Here is a 20,172-nt window from a genome sequence, read left to right on the forward strand (position 1 = left end):
TATTTAGGCGAATGCTATTTAGAACTCAGCACTGAGGCTGGATTCAACTTCGCCGCGCGTGATGCTGGGTACCATGTCGCCAGTAAACTCAGCACAATCGCAGTGCCGGAAACCACAACAACATCCGTCATATCAAGTTGTGATGGCAAGAAGTCGACAAAATAGATATCACCGGACAAGAACTGGTGATCGACCAACTTTTCAAGTCCTTTGATTAGTGTCGTGAGATTAAGAGCGACTAGCACACCTATTGCACTGCCCACTAAACTGCCTAACACGCCTGAGAATACGCCCTGCCAAACAAAGATGCGCTTCACAAGGCCGTCTGATGCACCCATGGTTCTTAAAATCGCGATCTCTGATGCTCTGTCTTTTACTGCCATCATTAGCGTCGAGACAATATTGAAACAAGCCACACCAATAACCAGTACCATCACCAGATACATGATGGTACGAACGAGTTGGATATCTCGATACAAGAAACCAAACTTCTGCTGCCAGCTTCGTAGATACACATACACATCAAGCTGATTGCCCACTTCACGCACAATAGAGTTCGCGTTCAGCACATCGGTCACTTTTAAAGAGACTCCAGTTACCGCCTCACCTAAGTTGGCGTAGACCTGAGCATCACCAATCGGAATCAGAGCCAAGCTGTGGTCAATCTGGCCATTAAGCGTCAGCAAGCCAACCACTTTCACTCGAACACGCTTTGGCGCCTGAACCTTCACAGAACCGTTTACCGCTGGAATCATCAAAGTCAGATAATCACCGACTTTCGCACCCAGCACATTCGCTACACCAGAACCTAAGATGATTTGTTGTTGCCCTGCTTTAAACTCACTCCAAGCTTGCTTATCGATAAAACTCGACAGGCTCGATACTTGTTGCTCAAGTTGTGGGTCAACGCCGCGAACTTCAATTGCTTTGAGTTCTTTGCCCTTTTCAGCAAGCGCTGTAATTTTTACATAAGGCGCAGCAGCAACGACTTTATCGTGCTTAACCGACTCCTCAATCACGAGCTCCCAACGAGTCACAGGCTCATTCACGCCTTCAAATTCACCATGAGGAATGACAGAAAGTACTCGTGATTGAAGCTCTCGCTCAAAGCCATTCATCGCAGATAAGCCGATAATGATCACCGCGACACCAACCGCAATACCAATGGTCGAAGACAATGAGATGAACGACACCATCTTGTCTCGTTGTTTCGCACGGCTAAATCGGCCGCCTATCAATAGAGATAAAGAGGAAAACACTTAGCTCTCCTCTTTTTCTACGTTGACCAATAAACCATCTTGCATGTGAAGCTGGCGATCCATCTTACCGGCAAGTTCACCATCATGAGTTACTACCAAAAAGGCCGTGTCGTACTCGCGGTTTAGTTCACGCATTAAGTCGTAAATAGAAAGTGCGGTGTTGTGATCAAGGTTGCCGGTAGGCTCATCCGCCAACACCAAAGCAGGTTTATTCACTAAAGCTCGAGCAATCGCCACACGTTGCCTCTCGCCACCAGAAAGCTCTGAAGGTCGGTGGTCCACGCGGTGACTCAATCCAACTTTGTCCAACAAACGTTGTGCTTCTTGCTTTGCTTTAGCGGGCTTTTCGCCGCCAATCAATAACGGCATCGCCACGTTTTCTAAAGCTGAAAAGTCAGATAGAAGATGATGGAACTGATACACAAAGCCAAGATGCTGGTTGCGAAGCTTCGCCTGCTTATTCGAACTCAAAGATGCTAAATCTTGACCAAGAAAACTCACACTGCCCGCAGAAGCATCGTCTAATGCGCCTAAGATATGCAGTAAGGTACTTTTGCCCGAGCCAGAGGTACCGATGATTGCTACTAGCTCACCCTTTTCGATGTCAAAGCTGACTCCCTTGAGCACCTCAGTATCTAACGAGCCTTCACGGTACGTTTTACGGATATCATTACATTGAAGAAAATTACTCATAACGAAGGGCCTCAGCAGGTTTCACAGACGATGCACGATAAGAAGGGAATACAGTGGCAATCAGGCTAAGTGCAATAGCCAGAACCACAACAACAGCGATTTGAATTGGGTTAATCAAAATAGGTAACTGACCACCAAACGAGAATAGAGCAACACCCATCGCTTCTAAAATCGGGTTAAGGTTCATTGCCAGAACAACACCTAGTGCGCCGCCGGATAGTGCGCCAATCACGCCACTACTCGCGCCCTGAACCATAAAGATGCCCATCACTTGGCCGTCAGTCATGCCCTGAGTTTTAAGTATCGCGACCTCAGATTGTTTCTCCATCACCACCATAATCAGCGCAGAGATAATATTAAATGCAGCAACCCCGATGATCAGACCAAGCATTAGGCCCATCATGTTTTTCTCCATACGAACCGCTTGGAACAGCTCGCCACGTTGGTCACGCCAATCGCTCCACAACCATCCATCAGGTAAGGGTTGGTTCGATAGTTCCGCGACTTCAAATGGGTCTTCAAAAAACAGTCGCCAACCTGAAATGGTGTCTGACTTATAACGCATCAAACGCCCAGCGTCTTGGATGTCTGTCACCATCAGTTGAGCGTCGATATCAGAACCTGTATTGAAAATACCGGCAACGGTGAAATTTCGTTGGCTTGGAATACGACCTAATGGGGTGTACTGGCTCGCGCTGGTCACCATTAGACGAACTTTGTCACCCATAGATACCTTCAAATTTCTCGCCAAGGTGTGACCAAGAAATAGCTGATACTGGCCCGCTTTAAGTGAAGACAATCTGCCCGCAATCAAGTGGTTTTGAAGAGGGTCATCTGAATTAGGTTCAATACCGATTAATAGCCCCGCAGATAACTGAGCCGGACTCTGAATCACCGCCTCACTGCGGACAATCGGTTCAACGTGACCATTAAGCGAGATTTGCTCTGCAAAATTAGGCACTTGGGCAAAAAGAGAAGTGGTGCCACCTTGCTCATAAACCACCGCTTGAGGAAGAACTCCAAGAATTCGGTCTTTTAACTGCGCTTCGAATCCATTCATTACCGATAAAACAGTAACCAAAGACAGCACACCAATGGTGATACCTGCCGTCGACATATAAGAAACAAAACGGCTAAAGCGATCACCTGAACGGCCTTTCAAATAGCGTAGGCCAACAAACAACGAAATAGGATGAAACATACTTTGAACCATCTAAAGGGGATGCGGGTTAATGTAACGGGTATTGCTGTTACTGTGTAGGGGTTAATTGAAAATATAGAGTGAATTAACTCAATTAGTTAGGCTTGAAAAACAGAACCTTGTCAAATTGCCAAATTTCAAACAACTATTTGAGACTTTCAATTAACTGACCTTGATTACTGCGGCCACATAGCGATAATCAATAGATCACTTCAAGGAACTAACGCATGACAGAACAAGAGTTTTTCACCGTTCACCATAGCCTTACCGCTAATATTGAACCAATGGACAGCGGCTTCACTTTACCCTCTCAAATTCAATTCGAATCTGAGATCCCAGCACCATTTGTGGTGGCAAGTGAATTTAGCCAATTGGATCTGTTAGCTGACAGCGCTCGAGCGGAACTGAAAAACAGCGACTTGAAGAATGTCACCAGTTTATTGGATGCACAAAACTCAAAATTAAACCTCTTGTTGAGCTTTATGTTATCGCAGCAAGATGATGAGAAATTTCGCACTCACACCTATTCATTTGGTGCGAGTCAGTTTTCCTGCTTTTCAAAAGCAGACATCGAACCGGGTCGCTTAGTAAAAGCCAAACTTTTTCTAGAGCACCCAGCTGCAGCCATTTATTGCTACGCAGAAGTATTTGCTAGCGAGGCGAAAGACTCAGGTTTCGAAATCAAATTTAAATACGCTCATCTTCGCGATACCGACCAAGACCTGCTAATTAAAGCGGCACTTTATCAACAACAGAAACTCTTGCGTCAACGCTCTCTAGACCGAGATAACAAGTAAATTAACATGACCAAAAAATCCATATTTACACTACCTAAACTTAAAGGTGCCGGTGACAAAAAGCACATCGGTAACCTAGTCGGTTCGTCTCTCGCTCTTGCCATTGCCAAACTCGCAGAGCAACACAACAGCCATACCGTCTTGGCTGTACCCGACCCACAAGTGGCGCTTAAGCTTCAATCTGAAATTGAACAGTTTACGGCACATGAAGTCGCATTATTCCCTGACTGGGAAACGCTGCCATACGATAGCTTCTCGCCGCACCAAGAGATCATCTCAGATCGTATCGCACGCCTTTACGCACTGCCAACATTAAAAGATGGCATCACGATCGTTCCGATCAGCACGTTATTGCAACGCCAGTCACCGCGAGACTTTTTGCTACAACACACGTTAATGGTGAAAACGGGCGATCTCTACTCGCTTGAGAAACTTCGCCTACAGCTTGAAAAATCCGGCTATCGCTACGTTGATCAAGTGTTTGGCCCAGGTGAATACGCAAGTCGTGGTTCGATTCTCGACCTGTTCCCGATGGGCAGCAAAGACCCGTATCGTATCGATTTCTTCGATGATGAGATCGATACCATTCGTACCTTCGATCCTGAAAACCAACGTTCTATTGAAGACATCTCTGAGATCCGCCTGCTGCCTGCTCACGAATTCCCAACCTCGGAAACGGCAATTGAAGATTTCCGTATTCGTTGGCGCCAACAGTTTGATGCCCGCCGCGAACCAGAATCGGTTTATATGCAGGTATCTAAAGGCACATGGCCTGCTGGTATTGAGTATTGGCAACCACTGTTCTTCGATCACACAGAAACCTTGTTTGATTACGTTGCCGATGAAGCGCAACTGCTGATTCTAGGTGATGTCGAGACTGCAGTAGACTCATTCCTAACGGACGTTGCTCATCGATACGAACAGCGCGGTGTTGACCCATTACGGCCACTTCTCACGCCTGAACAACTGTGGCTGAAGAAAGACGAGCTGTTCGCACACTTCAAACAGAAGCCACAAGTCAATCTGAGCTTAGATTCAATTGAAGAGAAAGCTGGACGTACCAACCTTCCGGTTGTGTCTCTTCCTGATCTCAGTGTTCAGCATCAGAATAAAGAGCCACTCGCAAACCTAAGAAAGTTCACTGAAGCCTTCGAAGGCAAAGTCGTCTTTTCAGTTGAGTCAGAAGGTCGTCGTGAGGCTCTGAGTGAATTACTTCGAGGTATCAAAGTTCGTCCAAGCGAAGTTGAAAACCTCGATGCGGCGATTAAAGGTAAACATAAGTTCAGCCTGATCCTAGGGTCAGCGGAACATGGCTTTATCCACGAAGAGCAAAACATCGCCCTTATCTGTGAAAGCGACCTGTTGGGTGATCGCGTTGTTCAGCGCCGTAAGAAAGACAAAAAAAGTGTTAACAGCGACACTGTCATTCGTCACTTAGCCGAACTTAAACCAGGTCAACCTGTAGTGCACATTGACCACGGTATTGGTCGCTACATCGGCTTGCAGACACTCGAAGCCGGTGGCATGAAAACCGAATACGTGACACTTGAGTACCAAAACGATGCCAAGCTGTACGTGCCCGTTGCGTCTTTGAACCTTATTGGACGTTACTCTGGTGGCGCCGAAGAGTCTGCACCGCTACACAAACTAGGTGGTGAGGCGTGGCAAAAAGCGCGTAAGCGTGCCGCTGAAAAAGTACGTGACGTTGCTGCAGAGCTGCTGGATGTTTACGCCAAGCGTGAGCTTAAACCTGGCTATAAATTTGTTTTAGATCGCGGGCAATACGCAACCTTCAAATCTGGCTTCCCATTTGAAGAAACCGATGACCAAGCGATGGCAATCAATGCGGTGATGTCTGACATGTGCCAAGCAAAAGCCATGGACCGCTTAGTGTGTGGTGATGTTGGTTTTGGTAAAACAGAAGTCGCAATGCGCGCAGCATTCGTTTGTACGGATAACAGTAAACAAGTGGCGGTGTTAGTTCCTACTACCCTACTTGCTCAGCAACACTTCGAGAACTTCCGTGACCGTTTCGCCAACTTGCCGATTCGTGTTGAGGTTCTATCCCGATTCAAATCAGCTAAAGAGCAGAAGTTGATCATGCAAGATGTCGCCGACGGTAAGGTCGATATCTTAGTGGGTACTCACAAGCTACTTTCGAGTGATATTAAGTTTAAAGACCTTGGCTTGCTGGTTGTCGATGAAGAACACCGATTTGGTGTGCGTCAGAAAGAGAAAGTGAAAGCGATGCGTGCCGATGTCGATATTCTAACGCTTACTGCGACACCGATCCCGCGAACGCTGAACATGGCAATGAGTGGCATGCGTGACCTTTCGATCATCGCTACACCACCCGCACGACGCTTGGCAATTAAAACCTTCGTTCGCGAGAGTGATGATGCCATCGTCAGAGAAGCGGTGCTGCGTGAAATCATGCGTGGTGGCCAGGTTTACTTCCTACACAACCAAGTCGACACGATTGAGAAAACAGCAGAGTCATTGCAAAAGCTGATTCCAGAGGCGCGCGTGACTGTAGCTCATGGCCAGATGCGAGAGCGCGAACTGGAACGCATCATGAATGACTTCTACCACCAGCGCTTCAACTTACTGGTGTGTACAACCATCATTGAAACCGGTATCGACGTACCAACGGCAAATACCATCTTGATGGACAGAGCCGATAACCTTGGTTTAGCACAGCTGCACCAATTACGTGGTCGTGTAGGTCGTTCGCACCACCAAGCTTATGCTTACTTGTTAACGCCACACCCTAAAGCAATGACCAAAGATGCGATCAAGCGATTGGATGCGATAGCTTCGCTCGAAGACTTGGGCGCAGGCTTTACCCTAGCAACTCACGATTTAGAGATTCGTGGTGCGGGTGAGCTGTTGGGTGATGAACAGAGTGGTCAAATCCAGTCGGTTGGTTTCACCTTGTACATGGAGATGCTTGAACAAGCGGTTGAAGCGTTGAAAGAAGGTCGAGAGCCTTCGCTTGATGATCTATTGCGTGAACAAACTGAAATTGAGATGCGTCTGCCTGCACTATTGCCAGACGACTATATTCCAGACATCAACACGCGTTTATCAACATACAAACGTATTGCGAGTGTGAGTGACACCGACGAATTGGCAGAGTTGAAAGTCGAGCTGATTGATCGCTTCGGCCTTCTGCCTGATGCAACCAAGAACTTGTTATCAGTTTCTGAGCTAAAATTAGCCGCAGCGTCTATCAAAGCGAAGAAAATTGAAGCCCACGATAAGGGTGGATTCTTAGAATTCTACCCGGATGCTGACATAAACCCTACCTACCTTGTTAAACTGTTGCAATCTCAACCGCAAAAGTTTTCAATGGAAGGACCAACAAAGTTCAAGTTTACGATACCATTGGTCGACAGACGGAAGCGAATTCAATTTGTTAGTGATTTATTGGGCGAATTCAGACAAAACTTGCTGCCTTCAGCATAAGACCCAATCCACTTGCACATATAAATTATCCAGCCGGTAGTTCGGCTGGAAGACGGAGTAAAAATGAAAAGACTGATCCCACTGCTACTATTGTTCGTCTCACTGCCAAGTTTGGCGCAGAGACAATTTGATATAGAAGTGATCATTTTTAAGCGCGCTGTTGATGCAGAGAAGGTGAACGAATCTTGGCCAAATACACAGCCTAAGATTTCACTTGAACGCGTTGGTTCATTTCAAGATACCCAATACCGAGCAAAGAAAGGCGTTCAAATGCTACCTTACTCGGAATACAAGTTAACGCCTCAGAAAGACAAGCTACGTAAACACGCTGGCTTTGAAGTTCTGATGCATACCGCTTGGCGTCAAGGCGACCAAGGTAAGAGCTCTGCACCTGTTTTCCACATTCAAGCAGGTAAAGATTTCTCTAAACAATTTAATGCTGATGGCTCTGAAAAAGGCGCAATCACTGCAGGCAGCGCTGATGGGTTCCAAGAAGAGACCATTGATAAGCCACTCTACGAATTAGACGGCAAGCTGCAAATCTACGTTCAGCACTACCTATACGCTGAAACGACATTAGATTTAAAAGCGCCAAGCGTTCGTGAAGTGACTCTACAAGAGCAACAAATCGAGCTAGATTCACCAGTAAGTGGCGCAGAAAGCAACGTCCAAGTGGGCAACCTAACTGAGATTTCTCCGAAGGTTGAAGTCCAAGAGTTCCTTAAGAGCTACCGCATGGACCAAAAACGTCGTATGCGCAGTACAGAAACTCACTACCTTGACCACCCACTTCTTGGAATGGTGATTCAAGTTAGACGTGTAGCGCAGTAAATTACTTGCCGATTCGGCTATAATTATATAAATAATTCAATCCGCCCTCCTAGTGAGGGCGTTTTATTAAGTGCTATCTATCTTTATTCTGTACTGACTTTCTTTGCTCAGTACTTACACGTTACTTGGTACGCTCTATGAGCCCTGAATTTCAGATCAACACACAAAATCTTAGCCTTAAAATCATTGAGGCCTCAGATGCTCAAGAATTTTCTCAGCTGGTTAAGTCCTCCCCTAGCTTGCTGCCATGGGTCGACTGGTGTCATAAAGAGTTTTCTATCGTCGAGGCCGAGAAATTTATTCTGGCAACTCGCCTGAACTGGGTGAAAGCCGATGCGTTTGGCTTTGGCATCTTTGAACGAAAAAGCGATAAGTTAGTCGGTATGGTTGCCATTAATGAGCTTTACCACACCTTTAATATGGCGAGTTTAGGTTATTGGGTCGGTGATGACTTTCAAAGGAGAGGGATCGCCAAAGAAGCGATGTTCGCCCTATTTGAATTTTGTTTCGCGCAACTCAAGTTAACGCGTTTGGAGATTGTCTGCGATACCGAGAACCTACCCAGCCAAAAGTTGATCGAGAAGTGTGGCGCTGAGCGAGAAACCATTGCCCAGAATCGATTTCTGTTTAACGGTAAGCCGAAAGATGGCGTGGTTTATTCTGTGCTACCTCCAACGTCTTAACAGCAGAAACGAGTTCAACACCTGCGATAATCCATAATCGACACGATCAAAAAAGAGCTCCGAAGAGCTCTTTTTTATTATCAGCGTAATGCTCTGAGAAAGCTTACCTGATTAGTGAAGCTTTAGGTTTGGACGAAGTACACGGTTAATACGACCAACCAGCATCATCAGTGATGTTTTGATTAAGCCGTGAAGCGCCATCTGGTGCATGCGGTACAAAGAGATGTAAACCACACGAGCAATACGACCTTCGACCATCATCGAGCCTTTCGTCAGGTTACCCATCAAACTACCTACCGTAGAGAAACGGCTAAGTGAAACTAGCGAGCCTTTGTCTTTGTAGATGTAGTCTTTCAGGTCACGACCGTTCAACTTAGCAATGATGTTGCTGAATGCACAGCTTGCCATTTGGTGAGCCGCTTGTGCACGTGGCGGAACGAATGAACCGTCTGCTTGTGTACATTGCGCCAAGTCACCGATTGCAAAGATGTTGTCATCCAGTGTTGTTTGCAGCGTGTTCTTCACAACCAACTGGTTGATACGGTTGGTTTCAAGACCACCGATATCTTTCATGAAATCTGGTGCTTTGATACCTGCTGCCCATACCATAATTTGAGCTGGGATCTTGTCACCATCTTTGGTTGTTAGGCCGTCAGAATCCGCCTGAGTCACCATCGTATTCGTACGAACGTTCACACCAAGCTTGGTTAGCTCAGAGTGTGCTGCACTTGAAATACGAGGAGGTAGAGCTGGAAGAATACGCTCACCCGCTTCAACTAGGTTTACGTTCAGCTTGCTTGAATCTAGGTCGCCGAAGCCGTAAGTACGAAGTTCTTTAACGGCGTTGTGTAGCTCTGCAGAAAGCTCTACACCAGTTGCACCAGCACCAACAATCGCGATGTCTACCGTGCCTTGACCGTTCTTAGCGTGAAGCTTTAAGAACTGATTGTTCATTTCTGTACGGAAACGGTGTGCTTGCTCTGGGCTATCAAGGAAAATACAGTTGTCACGAACGCCTGGAGTGTTGAAGTCGTTTGACGTTGAGCCTAGCGCCATCACTAGAATATCGTATTCAAGTTCACGGCTTGGCATCAGCAGTTCACCGTGCTCGTCTGTAAGCTCGCTTAGTGCAATCACTTTACGCTCACGATCGATGTCGTTCAGGCTGCCCATTTGGAAATCGAAGTAATGGTTTCCATAGGTGGCTTGCTTTACGGTCTACCAGAGTAATCTGGGCACGTTTCTTACGACCTAAAGTGCGGCCTAGCTTAGTTGCTAGCTCTAAACCACCAGCACCGCCGCCTACTACGATAATTTTTGTCACAATGACAATCCTCTACAAAATGAATAAATGGGGTTCGGCTCGATTACTCCAACCGATAAATTCTATGTATCTACTCGGCCTTGAATGCGAAGGCTGTTACAAATTGGATTACCGCGAAAAAGAATAACGACAGCTCACCGAGTAGTTAGAGGGGTTACAAACAACAAGTATTGGTTTGTTGTTTTGCTCACATGGATAAAAAAGGTGACTACCTGAGAGGCAGAACACAAATTATGGGCAAGTTTTTTCACTCGCTCTCAATTTTTTTTGATATTTGTCAAAATATTTTGCTTGGGAACATTATATATAGCAAAAAGATGACCGCAACAAAAAAATCCTTACCCTCAATGAGGATTCGCGACTAATTAGTTAACGTTTGCGCAAACTCACAGATAAAACAGCGATAACCGCTTTATGAAACACGAACGCAAAAGTTCAGATGTAAAAAAGCAGCACTCATTGAGCACTGCTTTTATAAAGCATCCAGATTGATTAAGCGTTTTTGAACGCTTTCATTGCTTGAAGATGTTGAGAGATCTTTTTGAATTTATGACTCTCTTTCTCATCCCAGATTACGTCGTAGTAATCTTCTAGCGCGGCAGCGGTTTTGGTATTGTCGTGGATTTCATCTTCACGAGACAACACTACCAAACAGCGTCCTTTGTTTTTCATGCGGTACTGAGCAACACATTTAGTTGCGATATCTTCGTACTCTTCTGGACGGTCAATTCGACCTACCATGTTGTTCTCAGGGTGCAGATTAGGGTTGAACACCACCTGCTTAATCCCACATAAGAAACCAATACGCTCAGACCAAAAACCACCTAAACCTACACCACAAATAATGGGATGCGGATCATCGGATTGCTCTATCACTTTATGCACTTCTTTTAGCAGATGCTGCATATCGTGTTTTGGATGCAAAGTACTGTAGTTGATGAAACGAACGTCATCATCAATGAATTGCAACTGCAGTATTTTTTCGTGATTGCCCGGGCTTGTTGAGTCGAAGCCATGTAGATAGATAATCATTGTACCTCCCCCGTTGAATATTGGTACGTTTTGATCAATCTAACACGAAAAACCAGGTTTTAAAGGTAACAGCTGAGAAATTATATTTTTCACTTCCTAAACGTGATCCTAGCTACATAAAGTGTGACTCAGAGCCTCTGCTTCACGCAGATAACTTTCATCGCCCCAAAGCTGATGAGCAAGTAAATACCATAGCATCGCCATCATCTGGCTTCTTGGTAACCATGCTTCTACACCATCGAGCCAAGGCTGAACATCATGGATACCTCGCAGCTGACAATACTTCTCAACCGCTTCTGTGACTGGCACGCCAGCAACCGCAATGGTTAATGTTAAATCGAGCCTAGGGTCTGCGAGCGCAGCGTATTCCCAATCAATAATCTTAATGCCGTCACTGTTTCTCACTAGGTTATAACCACCTAAGTCAAAATGGCACAAAGACAGGTCAACATTGGTAATACTCGGAGCCACGCGCCACTCTTGATAAATCTTAGTGCAGGCTTCGGTCTTATGAATCGCATCAAGCTGCAGCCAGTAATGGTCGACTCGCGCCGTGAAACTGAATGGTTGCAGTGGTAATCGCGCAGTATTAACCAGATGCACTGAGATCAGCGTCTTCAACAAATCATCAAGCTCTAAGCCTTCGTAAAGCGTCTCACCCGCAATCCATTCAACCAATAAGCCTTGCTCATTGACCACTATTGGACTTGGTCCAATACCTAGACGTTCAATCGTAGACAGCACTTGGTACTCTTCATGACGAGAGATGAAGAACGCTTTGGTGATAGGAGTGGTTGGCCGCCAAACATACGCTGTGCCATCGGCTAACACCAACTTCCAACATCGATTGGTCAAACCGCCTGTTAATGTCTGCGCTCTAACTGGAGGCTCAGAAAAGTAACCGTCAAGCGAACTCAAACTGGTATCAAGAAGCTTAGCTTCAGACCAAGAAAAAATTGCCATATTTACTCCCTATAAACGTCTTAACTGCCCTATAAACGTCTTCATTTCCCTACAAAAAAGACACTGACCAAAAGCCAGTGTCTCTTCATAAACAGCACATCATGCACTGCATTGGCGTGTGACCAAGCTATACGCTGTCAAGATTAAGCGCTGCCAATACTAGACATTGTCAAATCCGGCTGCGCATAGTTGGCAAGTAAGCGAAATCAAAGGCCTAGTAGGCTCTTAGATTGTTGCTTACGGATTTCAGTCTCGTCAGCCCATTCAATCAAGCCAGACTCAAGGTCCATTAGACGCATCGTCATTTTGTAGTATACGTCTTCATCGCTACCCGCTTTCTTAACGATGCTTGATAGGTTGCCGTACAGCATGTACTGAGCACCAACCATTTTACCGAATTGAATCGCTGAACTTTGATTTACAAGCTCATCGTTGTTTTGGAAGTTCAATTGGTCACGAACAGACTCTACACGGTCCATATCAACGAAACGGAACTTACCAGAGTTCAACATCTTAGTACTGATAGTGTCAGTGATTGACTCAGTATCGATGTGCTCACTTGTTTTGTTCTTGATTCGCTCTACAAACACGATTGGACGTTGTTCACGAGTAATGTAAGACACAGAACCAGACGCCATCATGCTATCGACCATTTCACCCGCAATCGTTTGAAGGTCAGTTGAACCGAAATCGATTGTCGTGGTTTCTACTGCTTGTGCATCACCGTAGCTTACCTTGTTTGAACAACCGCCTAAAATAACCGCTAAACCTAGTAGCGCAATGACACTCTTTTTCATTTTGTTTCCTCAACTTATCACTGAGCGGGGTTCCCCACACTCTTAAATTCTTGTATTTACGAATCATGAGACCCGTTTAATCTAACTTACTGCTCTCGGAACTGGACTCTGAACTGAGTCGCTTTCGGGTTTACCGACACTTCCGACAACGAAATACTTTCAAAACCACGAACAATCGCTTGCTTCCAAGGACCTTGTTTAAGGTTGACCTCAAGCCCGGCATCGTCGTACCAGTAAAAACGATAAAGAATATGTTGATCGCCTTTATAGTTACTGTTTAAACGAACGATTCCTCGCGTATGACCGTCGACCAGATCGGTGCGAATATCTTCAACCTGTAAACGGCTGCCCAATACCTTGTCACCAAAGAAAACGTTCTGAGTCAGACTATCGACCCTTACGCCAGCTGTATTATCAGCACAACCAGCCAGAGCCATAACCGCTGCTAAGCTCACTAACCACTTTTTCATTACAGCCTCCCTAGCTGTTTATGCCACATTGTTGCATTGTTTCCTTGTCGAGAAATCCACACCAAGGTGGTCTGCCCTCCTCGAATATCAAAGTCGTACGTTTTAGCGCCCGCTTCCAACGTATATTGACCGCTGTTTGCTACAAACGTGCTGCTCTTAATCTCTGCAGGTAATGATTGCCAACTACGAGTGTCTGGTTGCTCTGTCAGTGTGTTCCACACGTTGAACAGAATATTACCGACATCATCGCCTTTGGTTGCCTCTTTACGAATGCGATCTTTCGCGACTACACGTAGCGCTTGGCGAATAACAATGCTCGTCATACGTTCAGATAGATCGTTCTGCGCCATCGCGTTTACATCAGTGATCAAATGTTCTTGTAGCGGCTGTCCGCTGATTCGCAAGGCAGAAAAGCGCTCTACGTTTTGACTTGGGTAATATGGCAGCGCAAGAGAGTATATTGCCCCCTGATCGCGACTGTCATAAACAGGTAAATCCAGTCGCCAACTGTCCATAGCTTGTACAGCGCTCTGCTCTTGAAGAACAATCACTCGCCCTTCACCTGCACTAAGTTTAGAAGATTGCTTATAGCGTTTTTCTAACGTCGCTAAATCTTGTCGCATCCCTAAACGAGCGGCTGTTGCCATGGTTCTATCGATGATTTCTTGGTTCTCTGGCATCACAGCCAAAGCACGACGATAGTCAACGTAGGCGCTGTTTAAGTCATTTGACGCTTCATAAAGCAGACCAGACAAGAACATCAGATACGCATTCTGTACTGACTGTAGCTTTTTACCCGCATCAGGGTAATTAGCAAGGATGCTACCCACATTGGCAGACAAGCCTTGCTTCTTCGCATCGCTGGCTGCTTTGTCTAATTCTGCTTCGCGTTGCTTCTTCGCTTGTTCTTGAACTTGGTTGGCGCGACGCATTTCGATCACCGCACCTTCTAAGTCGTTTTTCTTAAGGTAATTTAAACCGAGATATAGATGAAGAAAGCCCAACTCATAATCGGCTGGCACATACTCGGTAATATTGTCATTCACAGCCAACGCACCCACACTGGTTGCACTGTCTGAGATTGAGATCACGGCTTTGCGTTGCTGCTCAGTAACCGCCTGATCAGCCACTTCAAACGAAGCCTTACTCTCAGGGTATTTTTGATCCAGCAGATTAATTCTGCCTCTTTCAAAGTTATCAAGGATGTCGCCTGCCGCGTAATCTGGTAGCTCTTGCTGAGCCTCTGAATAATCTCCAGATTTAACGGCTTGGTAGATCGCTTTGTTCTGTGCGCTGTAATGGCTGAACAGGCTTCCTGCAGACATACTCGCACAACCTACGGTCAACGCCGATAACAGGGCAATGGAAGCGAATCTAAACTGTTGCTTCACTTATCGTCTCCGTGCATGTTTAAAATGCCTACTTTATTAGGGTCTGCTGACCTTTAATGGTCTCATTATCAAAACGAAACGTGTTGTAAAAAGGATCTCAAGCCAGTTGAAATCCTACTGATATAGCCTCTGCCTAAGCGATGCCGACATTCAGACAACAGATAGAACTTAAAGTTGGCATACAAACTACAAATTTTCCAACTAACTACTTGTGTTAACCCACTAATGAGCGCGTTTAAACTAGCTCATTAGCTTTCATTAACTCGTTAGCTTTTCATTAGCTCATTAATAGGGGGCCAAGTGGACGACCACCAACCAAGTGCATGTGAATATGATAAACCTCTTGGCCACCGTGAGAGTTACAGTTCACGATAAGACGATAGCCATCTTCTGCGATGCCTTCTTCTTTTGCTAACTTACGAGCAACAGTAAACATGCGCCCCATCATCGCTTCATCTTCGACTTCAACATCGTTGGTTGTCGGAATCAGCTTGTTTGGGATGATTAGGATATGGCTTGGCGCACGAGGGTTAATATCGCGGAATGCGGTTACTAAATCGTCTTGGTATAGTAGATCTGCTGGGATTTCTTTGTTGATGATCTTAGTAAAAATGGTTTCTTCAGCCATGTTTCTCTCCGATAAAACATTTATTTTTTAATGCTTTGAGTATGCGCTATGCCGCATCAAACCACAATAAATCTGCTTTAAAGCATAATAAAAAACACCGTTCAAATCAAAGAAAACGAGCCTTAGCTCTCAAGAATGGCATGTTGGTTATAACTGAGCGTTATTTTTGACGTATGCGTCATAAAACGCGTAAGCCGAGCTCAATAGAATGCTGACAATTTTGTTAGTTTTACTTTGACCTGACATTAGGTCTGCATTTTTATTTAGGGAGAAAGCCATGAAGGGATCTGTGATCAAGCGTATGTACGCTGGTTTCGCACTGATCATCATCATGTTCGCAGTCACGATAACCATCATGATGAACAGCATGAATCAGATACACAGCAATTTTGAGAGTGTCTCAGAAACCTCATTGCCACTTGTTGCGCTTTCAAATCAAACAAGTGTTCAATTGCTTTCTGCTGATAAGTCATTCAAAGATTTCTTAACCACACAAAACGCTGAACGCATGTCTGCAATGCGTACAGAATTTGCTGCATCACAAAACTCGTTTTCAGAAGTTCTCGGTAGTTTAGAAGCGGCAAGCCAAAACAATGCTTCACTTATTGAACGTATCGCGCAATTAAGAGCAATGGAAGAACGCTACTTCGCCGAAGCTGACGAAGCGATGAACAACTACGTTGCGATGTTCGAAGCGCAAGAACAAGTGCAAAAAGCCTCTCGTGACTTCCAACGTTTACATTCAGAATTAACCGTTGGCATGAAAGAGTACGTCGCCGACCAAAAAAGCATCTCTGTAAAAGTGATGGCAAAGAGCTACTTCATTAAACTGCAAGATGCAGAAGTCATCACCTCTGATGCACTTGCGAGCTCTGATGTTGCCTTCGTTCAGAAAGCCGTTAACCAAAACAAAAAGGCCGTTACTCATCTTAACTACGCTTATCGCGGCCTATCAACACAACTACCAGCACTTAAGAATGTCTTCGATGAGTCAGTTCAGAAGTTCACCAAAGACGTTGGTCAGAAAGGTGGCGTACTAGACAAACACAACAACTACCTACAAGCCAAGCAAGCGCTGTACGTGAACATCGCCAACCTAGCCGTAGAAGTTGACCAAGCAATGGCTGTTTTGGACTCGTTCAACGTGACTGCTGAAGAGCAACTCAACTCATCACTAGCAGACGCAAGCAGCATCTACGACAAAGGCCTATTCAACGCGATTGCCATTGGCATTGTTGTGACCGTGTTCGCAGCTGCAATTGGTTACCACATTGCACATAGCGTAAGAGAGCCATTAACTCGCATCCTAGGTACATTAGAAGGTCTAACCGAAGGTGATATGACTCAGCGTATCGATATTCGCTACGACAACGAGTTCAGCCGTGTGAGCCGTCACATCAATACCTTGGCGGACAACCTACACAACATCCTTGTGAAGCTGAATGACGCTTCAGATGACCTAACCAAGACAGCAAGCGTCAACCAAAAAACCTCTACAGAAACACAGGCTCAACTGAACAGCCAACGTGAGCAAACCGCTACCGTTGCGACCGCAATGACAGAGATGTCTCATTCTGTACAAGAAGTAGCGAACAGCGCGCAAAGCTCACTAAGCATGGTTCAACAAGTAGAATCGGCTTCTGAATCTGGTCGTCAGATCATGAACACCAACATCAGCACCATTAATCAGCTTGAGGTTCGCCTTACTGAATCAGTGGGCGCTGTAGGCGAACTGCAACAGATGAGTAGCCAGATTGGTTCAATCCTTGACGTTATTCGTGGTATTGCAGAACAAACCAACCTACTTGCACTTAACGCGGCAATCGAAGCAGCGCGTGCTGGTGAACAAGGCCGTGGGTTTGCAGTCGTTGCCGATGAAGTACGAGTGCTAGCGCAAAAGACCACTCAATCGACCTCTGAAATCGAGACCATGATCAGTAACCTGCAATCAAGCTCGAAAACAGCAAGCAACGTTATTGAAAGCTGTATGAGCGATATGGACATGTCGGTTCAACAAGCTTCAAGTGCAAACAGTGCGATGGAAGAGATCCAAGCCTTGATTCTAGAGATCAGCCACATGAGTACACACATCTCTCAAGCAGCCGCTGAGCAGAGTGAAACGTCTGGTGATATTGCACGCAACATCGAAGACATCAACCATATCGCAGATAAGAGTTACCAAGCGATGTCTTCAATTGCAGAAGCCAGCCAAAACCTAACAATTTTGGCGAATCAGCAAGGTGATTTAGTACATCAATTCAAACTATAGATAAATGAAGAATCGATAGATATTTAGTGAGATTGTTGAGACTTCTTACCCAATAGTGGTAACTAATTGAGCTAGGGCAACTTTTATCAAGGGTTGCCCTTGTTTTTTACGAGCTTTGTCATTATATGATTATTAAGGCTTGCTGCTTCCCGTTTTTTCTTTCACCTTTATGAGCGAGCCGCTATTAAGGAATTTATATGGCTGTTCATGTTGGCATTATCGATCAAGACCCCATTCGCTTGCTCACCCCATTACTTGATAACCGAACGGTCAGCACCCACATCGTGTTTATCGGCGACAAGAATCAAGTCAGTATGTACAAACGTTTAGACAGCGTTTTGCATAAGCGCGACATTACGAGTGAGTTTTTCGAAATTCCGACCATCGTAAATACGTCCGTCATTAAAGAATCTATCCAAACCCTTGCCGAAGACCTCAAAGCACGCGGTCAAGAAGTGAAGCTCAACGCAAGTTGTGGCCTTCGTCACCGCCTACTTTCTGTGTACGAAGTATTCCGTACTTACCACTGGCCAATCTTCGTGGTTGAACCAAACAGTGACAAGCTGTGTTGGTTGTACCCAAATGGTAAAGAAGATGCACAAGTTCAAGACCGCATCACCATCGACGACTACCTGACTGTGTTCGGTGCTCGCGGTGAATTCAGCGATGTTCAGCTGTCTCCGCAACTGGATCAGAAACTTTATGAACTGGGTGAACGTTGGGCTAGTAACGCACTCGAACTAGGCCCTGGCCTTGCGACATTGAACTACCTAGCAACGACCTGCCGTAAAGAACAAAAACTTGATGTAGGGCTATCTGAGAAGCAACAAGGCTATCGAGAGCTCAACATGCTGCTGAGCGATTTGGTTGAAGCTAAGATTGCGACTTACGACAACGGTATTTTGACCTTTGCCAATGAAGACGCACGACGCTTCTCAAACGGTGAATGGCTTGAAACCTTGGTTCACAGCACAGTTAAACAAATCCAAGATGACATGCCGACCATTCAAGACCGTTCTTTGAATGTTCAGGTATACCGTCAACTGGGTGAGCGTGAGGTTCGAAACGAGCTTGATGTTGCCTCTGTGGTGAACAATAAGCTGCACATCATCGAATGTAAGACCAAAGGCATGCGTGATGATGGTGATGACACCTTGTACAAACTGGAATCGCTTAGAGACCTGCTAGGTGGCCTACAAGCACGTGCAATGTTAGTGAGCTTCCGCCCTCTTCGCCATAACGACATCACACGAGCTGAAGATCTTGGCCTTGCATTGATTGGCCCTGACGAATTGAAAGATCTTAAAACACACCTAACGGCATGGTTTACGGCTGCGGGTGGCAGTGAAGATCTAGAGTACTAAAAACCAATAAACTCATGAGAGCTCAATGCTCTTAAGCAGATTGTTAAAAAGGCGAATGACGATTAAATCACTCGCCTTTTTTGTTGTCTGTTTTCTCTATTGATTACTTTCAGACGGCACAAAAAAATGGCCGCATCATACGATGCGGCCATTTTCAAAATTTAATGTCACTTGAAGACTTAATGCTCTCTAAAACTCAGAGCACTTTAAGACTTAAAGCATTTTACGAGCGGCTTCTACAACCACTTTGATTGAACGTGCTTCTGTTACTTTTAGAGTGTCGTGATCAGGCGTCTCTTTTTGAGTACGGTTGATGATTACACCAGCAACACAACCTGCTTTCAGACCAGAACTTGCACACATAGTTAGCAGTGTTGCAGATTCCATCTCGAAGTTTAGAACGCCCATGTCTTGCCATTCTTGCATAGAGCCTTGGAAGCGCTTAACAACGCGACCAGAGAACGTGTCGTAACGCTCTTGACCTGGGTAGAACGTATCGCTTGATGCCGTTACGCCCATGTGAACTGTTGCACCTGATTCATCAACTGCCGCTTTCATTGCTGTTGCAACTTCAAAGTCAGCCACTGCTGGGAACTCCATAGGAGCAAAGTGTAGGCTAGCGCCGTCTAGACGAACAGAACCTGTAGAAACAATCATGTCACCCACGTTTACGTGAGGTTGGATAGCACCAGTCGTACCAACACGTAGGAAAGTGCGAACACCAAGTTGAGCAAGCTCTTCAACTGCGATAGAAGTCGATGGACCACCAATACCTGTTGAACATACAACAACTGGTTTGCCGTCTAGCTCTGCGCGGTAAAGCGTGTATTCACGGTGACTAGCAAGGAATACTGGGTTCTCCATCTCTTCTGCAATTTTTTGCACACGAGCAGGATCACCAGGGATGATCGCAAGAGTAGCACCGTTAAGATCTGCTTCAGTAACACCTAAGTGGAAAACAGCTTGAGACATAGTTCGCTCCTTTTGGCTTATTGGGCTTTT

Annotated in this window: 16 protein-coding genes and 1 pseudogene; 6 read left to right on the top strand and 11 right to left on the bottom strand. The window is 45.5% G+C overall.

Features of this window, described 5'->3' with window-relative positions:
• Nucleotides 1-14: 14 nt before the first annotated feature.
• Genes lolE through lolC form a run of 3 tightly spaced genes read right to left on the bottom strand, consistent with a single transcriptional unit; the run spans nt 15 to nt 3,153 of the window.
• Nucleotides 15-1,259: a lipoprotein-releasing ABC transporter permease subunit LolE gene (gene lolE / locus ACED46_RS02035; RefSeq protein ID WP_371720819.1), complete on the bottom strand. Its 1,245-nt coding sequence runs from the start codon at nt 1,257-1,259 to the stop codon at nt 15-17.
• Nucleotides 1,260-1,952 (bottom strand): lipoprotein-releasing ABC transporter ATP-binding protein LolD, encoded by a 693-nt coding sequence (gene lolD, locus ACED46_RS02040; protein WP_017060230.1) that lies wholly within the window; start codon nt 1,950-1,952, stop codon nt 1,260-1,262.
• On the bottom strand, nt 1,945-3,153 hold the full coding sequence (gene lolC, locus ACED46_RS02045; RefSeq protein WP_371720820.1) for a lipoprotein-releasing ABC transporter permease subunit LolC: 1,209 nt from the start codon (nt 3,151-3,153) through the stop codon (nt 1,945-1,947). The genes lolD and lolC overlap by 8 nt, the downstream gene beginning before the upstream one ends.
• A gap of 227 nt (nt 3,154-3,380) precedes the next feature.
• Between lolC and ACED46_RS02050 the strand changes: the two genes are divergently transcribed.
• The 4 genes from ACED46_RS02050 (at nt 3,381) to ACED46_RS02065 (ending at nt 8,932) form a co-directional block, all read left to right on the top strand.
• A complete protein-coding gene (locus ACED46_RS02050) occupies nt 3,381-3,950 on the top strand; it encodes a hypothetical protein (RefSeq protein WP_017065300.1) in 570 nt (189 codons plus the stop codon).
• A gap of 6 nt (nt 3,951-3,956) precedes the next feature.
• The gene (gene mfd / locus ACED46_RS02055; RefSeq protein WP_371720821.1) at nt 3,957-7,418 is read left to right on the top strand and encodes a transcription-repair coupling factor; all 3,462 of its coding nucleotides are present in this window, start codon (nt 3,957-3,959) and stop codon (nt 7,416-7,418) included.
• 63 nt (nt 7,419-7,481) lie between these two features.
• Complete coding sequence (locus tag ACED46_RS02060) at nt 7,482-8,249, top strand: peptidoglycan binding protein CsiV (RefSeq protein ID WP_371720822.1); 768 nt, start codon at nt 7,482-7,484, stop codon at nt 8,247-8,249.
• Nucleotides 8,250-8,386: 137 nt separating this feature from the next.
• Complete coding sequence (locus ACED46_RS02065; protein ID WP_017060225.1) at nt 8,387-8,932, top strand: GNAT family N-acetyltransferase; 546 nt, start codon at nt 8,387-8,389, stop codon at nt 8,930-8,932.
• A 111-nt stretch (nt 8,933-9,043) separates the two neighbouring features.
• Here ACED46_RS02065 and ACED46_RS02070 read toward each other — a convergent pair.
• The 7 genes and pseudogenes from ACED46_RS02070 to hinT form a co-directional block, all read right to left on the bottom strand.
• Nucleotides 9,044-10,256 (bottom strand): annotated as a pseudogene (locus ACED46_RS02070) (NAD(P)/FAD-dependent oxidoreductase).
• 492 nt (nt 10,257-10,748) lie between these two features.
• Complete coding sequence (ycfP, locus tag ACED46_RS02075; protein WP_009847155.1) at nt 10,749-11,288, bottom strand: alpha/beta hydrolase YcfP; 540 nt, start codon at nt 11,286-11,288, stop codon at nt 10,749-10,751.
• A 108-nt stretch (nt 11,289-11,396) separates the two neighbouring features.
• A complete protein-coding gene (locus tag ACED46_RS02080) occupies nt 11,397-12,251 on the bottom strand; it encodes a phosphotransferase (RefSeq protein WP_371720823.1) in 855 nt (284 codons plus the stop codon).
• Nucleotides 12,252-12,457: 206 nt separating this feature from the next.
• The gene (gene lpoB, locus ACED46_RS02085) at nt 12,458-13,048 is read right to left on the bottom strand and encodes a penicillin-binding protein activator LpoB (RefSeq protein WP_017060223.1); all 591 of its coding nucleotides are present in this window, start codon (nt 13,046-13,048) and stop codon (nt 12,458-12,460) included.
• Between the two features lie 86 nt (nt 13,049-13,134).
• Nucleotides 13,135-13,518 carry a YcfL family protein gene (locus tag ACED46_RS02090; protein WP_017060222.1) on the bottom strand — a complete coding sequence of 128 codons (384 nt, stop codon included), beginning with the start codon at nt 13,516-13,518 and terminating at the stop codon, nt 13,135-13,137.
• Nucleotides 13,518-14,909, bottom strand: coding sequence for a COG3014 family protein (locus ACED46_RS02095; RefSeq protein WP_371720824.1), 1,392 nt, complete (start codon nt 14,907-14,909; stop codon nt 13,518-13,520). Before ACED46_RS02095 ends, ACED46_RS02090 begins: the two co-directional genes overlap by 1 nt.
• Nucleotides 14,910-15,186: 277 nt before the next feature.
• The gene (gene hinT / locus ACED46_RS02100) at nt 15,187-15,537 is read right to left on the bottom strand and encodes a purine nucleoside phosphoramidase (RefSeq protein ID WP_017065295.1); all 351 of its coding nucleotides are present in this window, start codon (nt 15,535-15,537) and stop codon (nt 15,187-15,189) included.
• Between the two features lie 277 nt (nt 15,538-15,814).
• Here hinT and ACED46_RS02105 point away from each other — a divergent pair, with 277 nt between their 5' ends.
• Together ACED46_RS02105 and ACED46_RS02110 are read left to right on the top strand one after the other, a co-directional pair.
• Nucleotides 15,815-17,806, top strand: coding sequence for a methyl-accepting chemotaxis protein (locus tag ACED46_RS02105; protein WP_229648073.1), 1,992 nt, complete (start codon nt 15,815-15,817; stop codon nt 17,804-17,806).
• A 197-nt stretch (nt 17,807-18,003) separates the two neighbouring features.
• Complete coding sequence (locus tag ACED46_RS02110; RefSeq protein WP_017065293.1) at nt 18,004-19,170, top strand: DUF1887 family protein; 1,167 nt, start codon at nt 18,004-18,006, stop codon at nt 19,168-19,170.
• Between the two features lie 213 nt (nt 19,171-19,383).
• Here ACED46_RS02110 and udp read toward each other — a convergent pair whose 3' ends face one another.
• Nucleotides 19,384-20,142 carry a uridine phosphorylase gene (gene udp, locus ACED46_RS02115; RefSeq protein ID WP_017065292.1) on the bottom strand — a complete coding sequence of 253 codons (759 nt, stop codon included), beginning with the start codon at nt 20,140-20,142 and terminating at the stop codon, nt 19,384-19,386.
• Nucleotides 20,143-20,172 lie beyond the last annotated feature (30 nt).

Origin of the sequence: Vibrio sp. 1S139 (genome assembly GCF_041439475.1) — a bacterium.
GTDB classification, from domain to species: Bacteria; Pseudomonadota; Gammaproteobacteria; order Enterobacterales; family Vibrionaceae; genus Vibrio; species Vibrio crassostreae_C.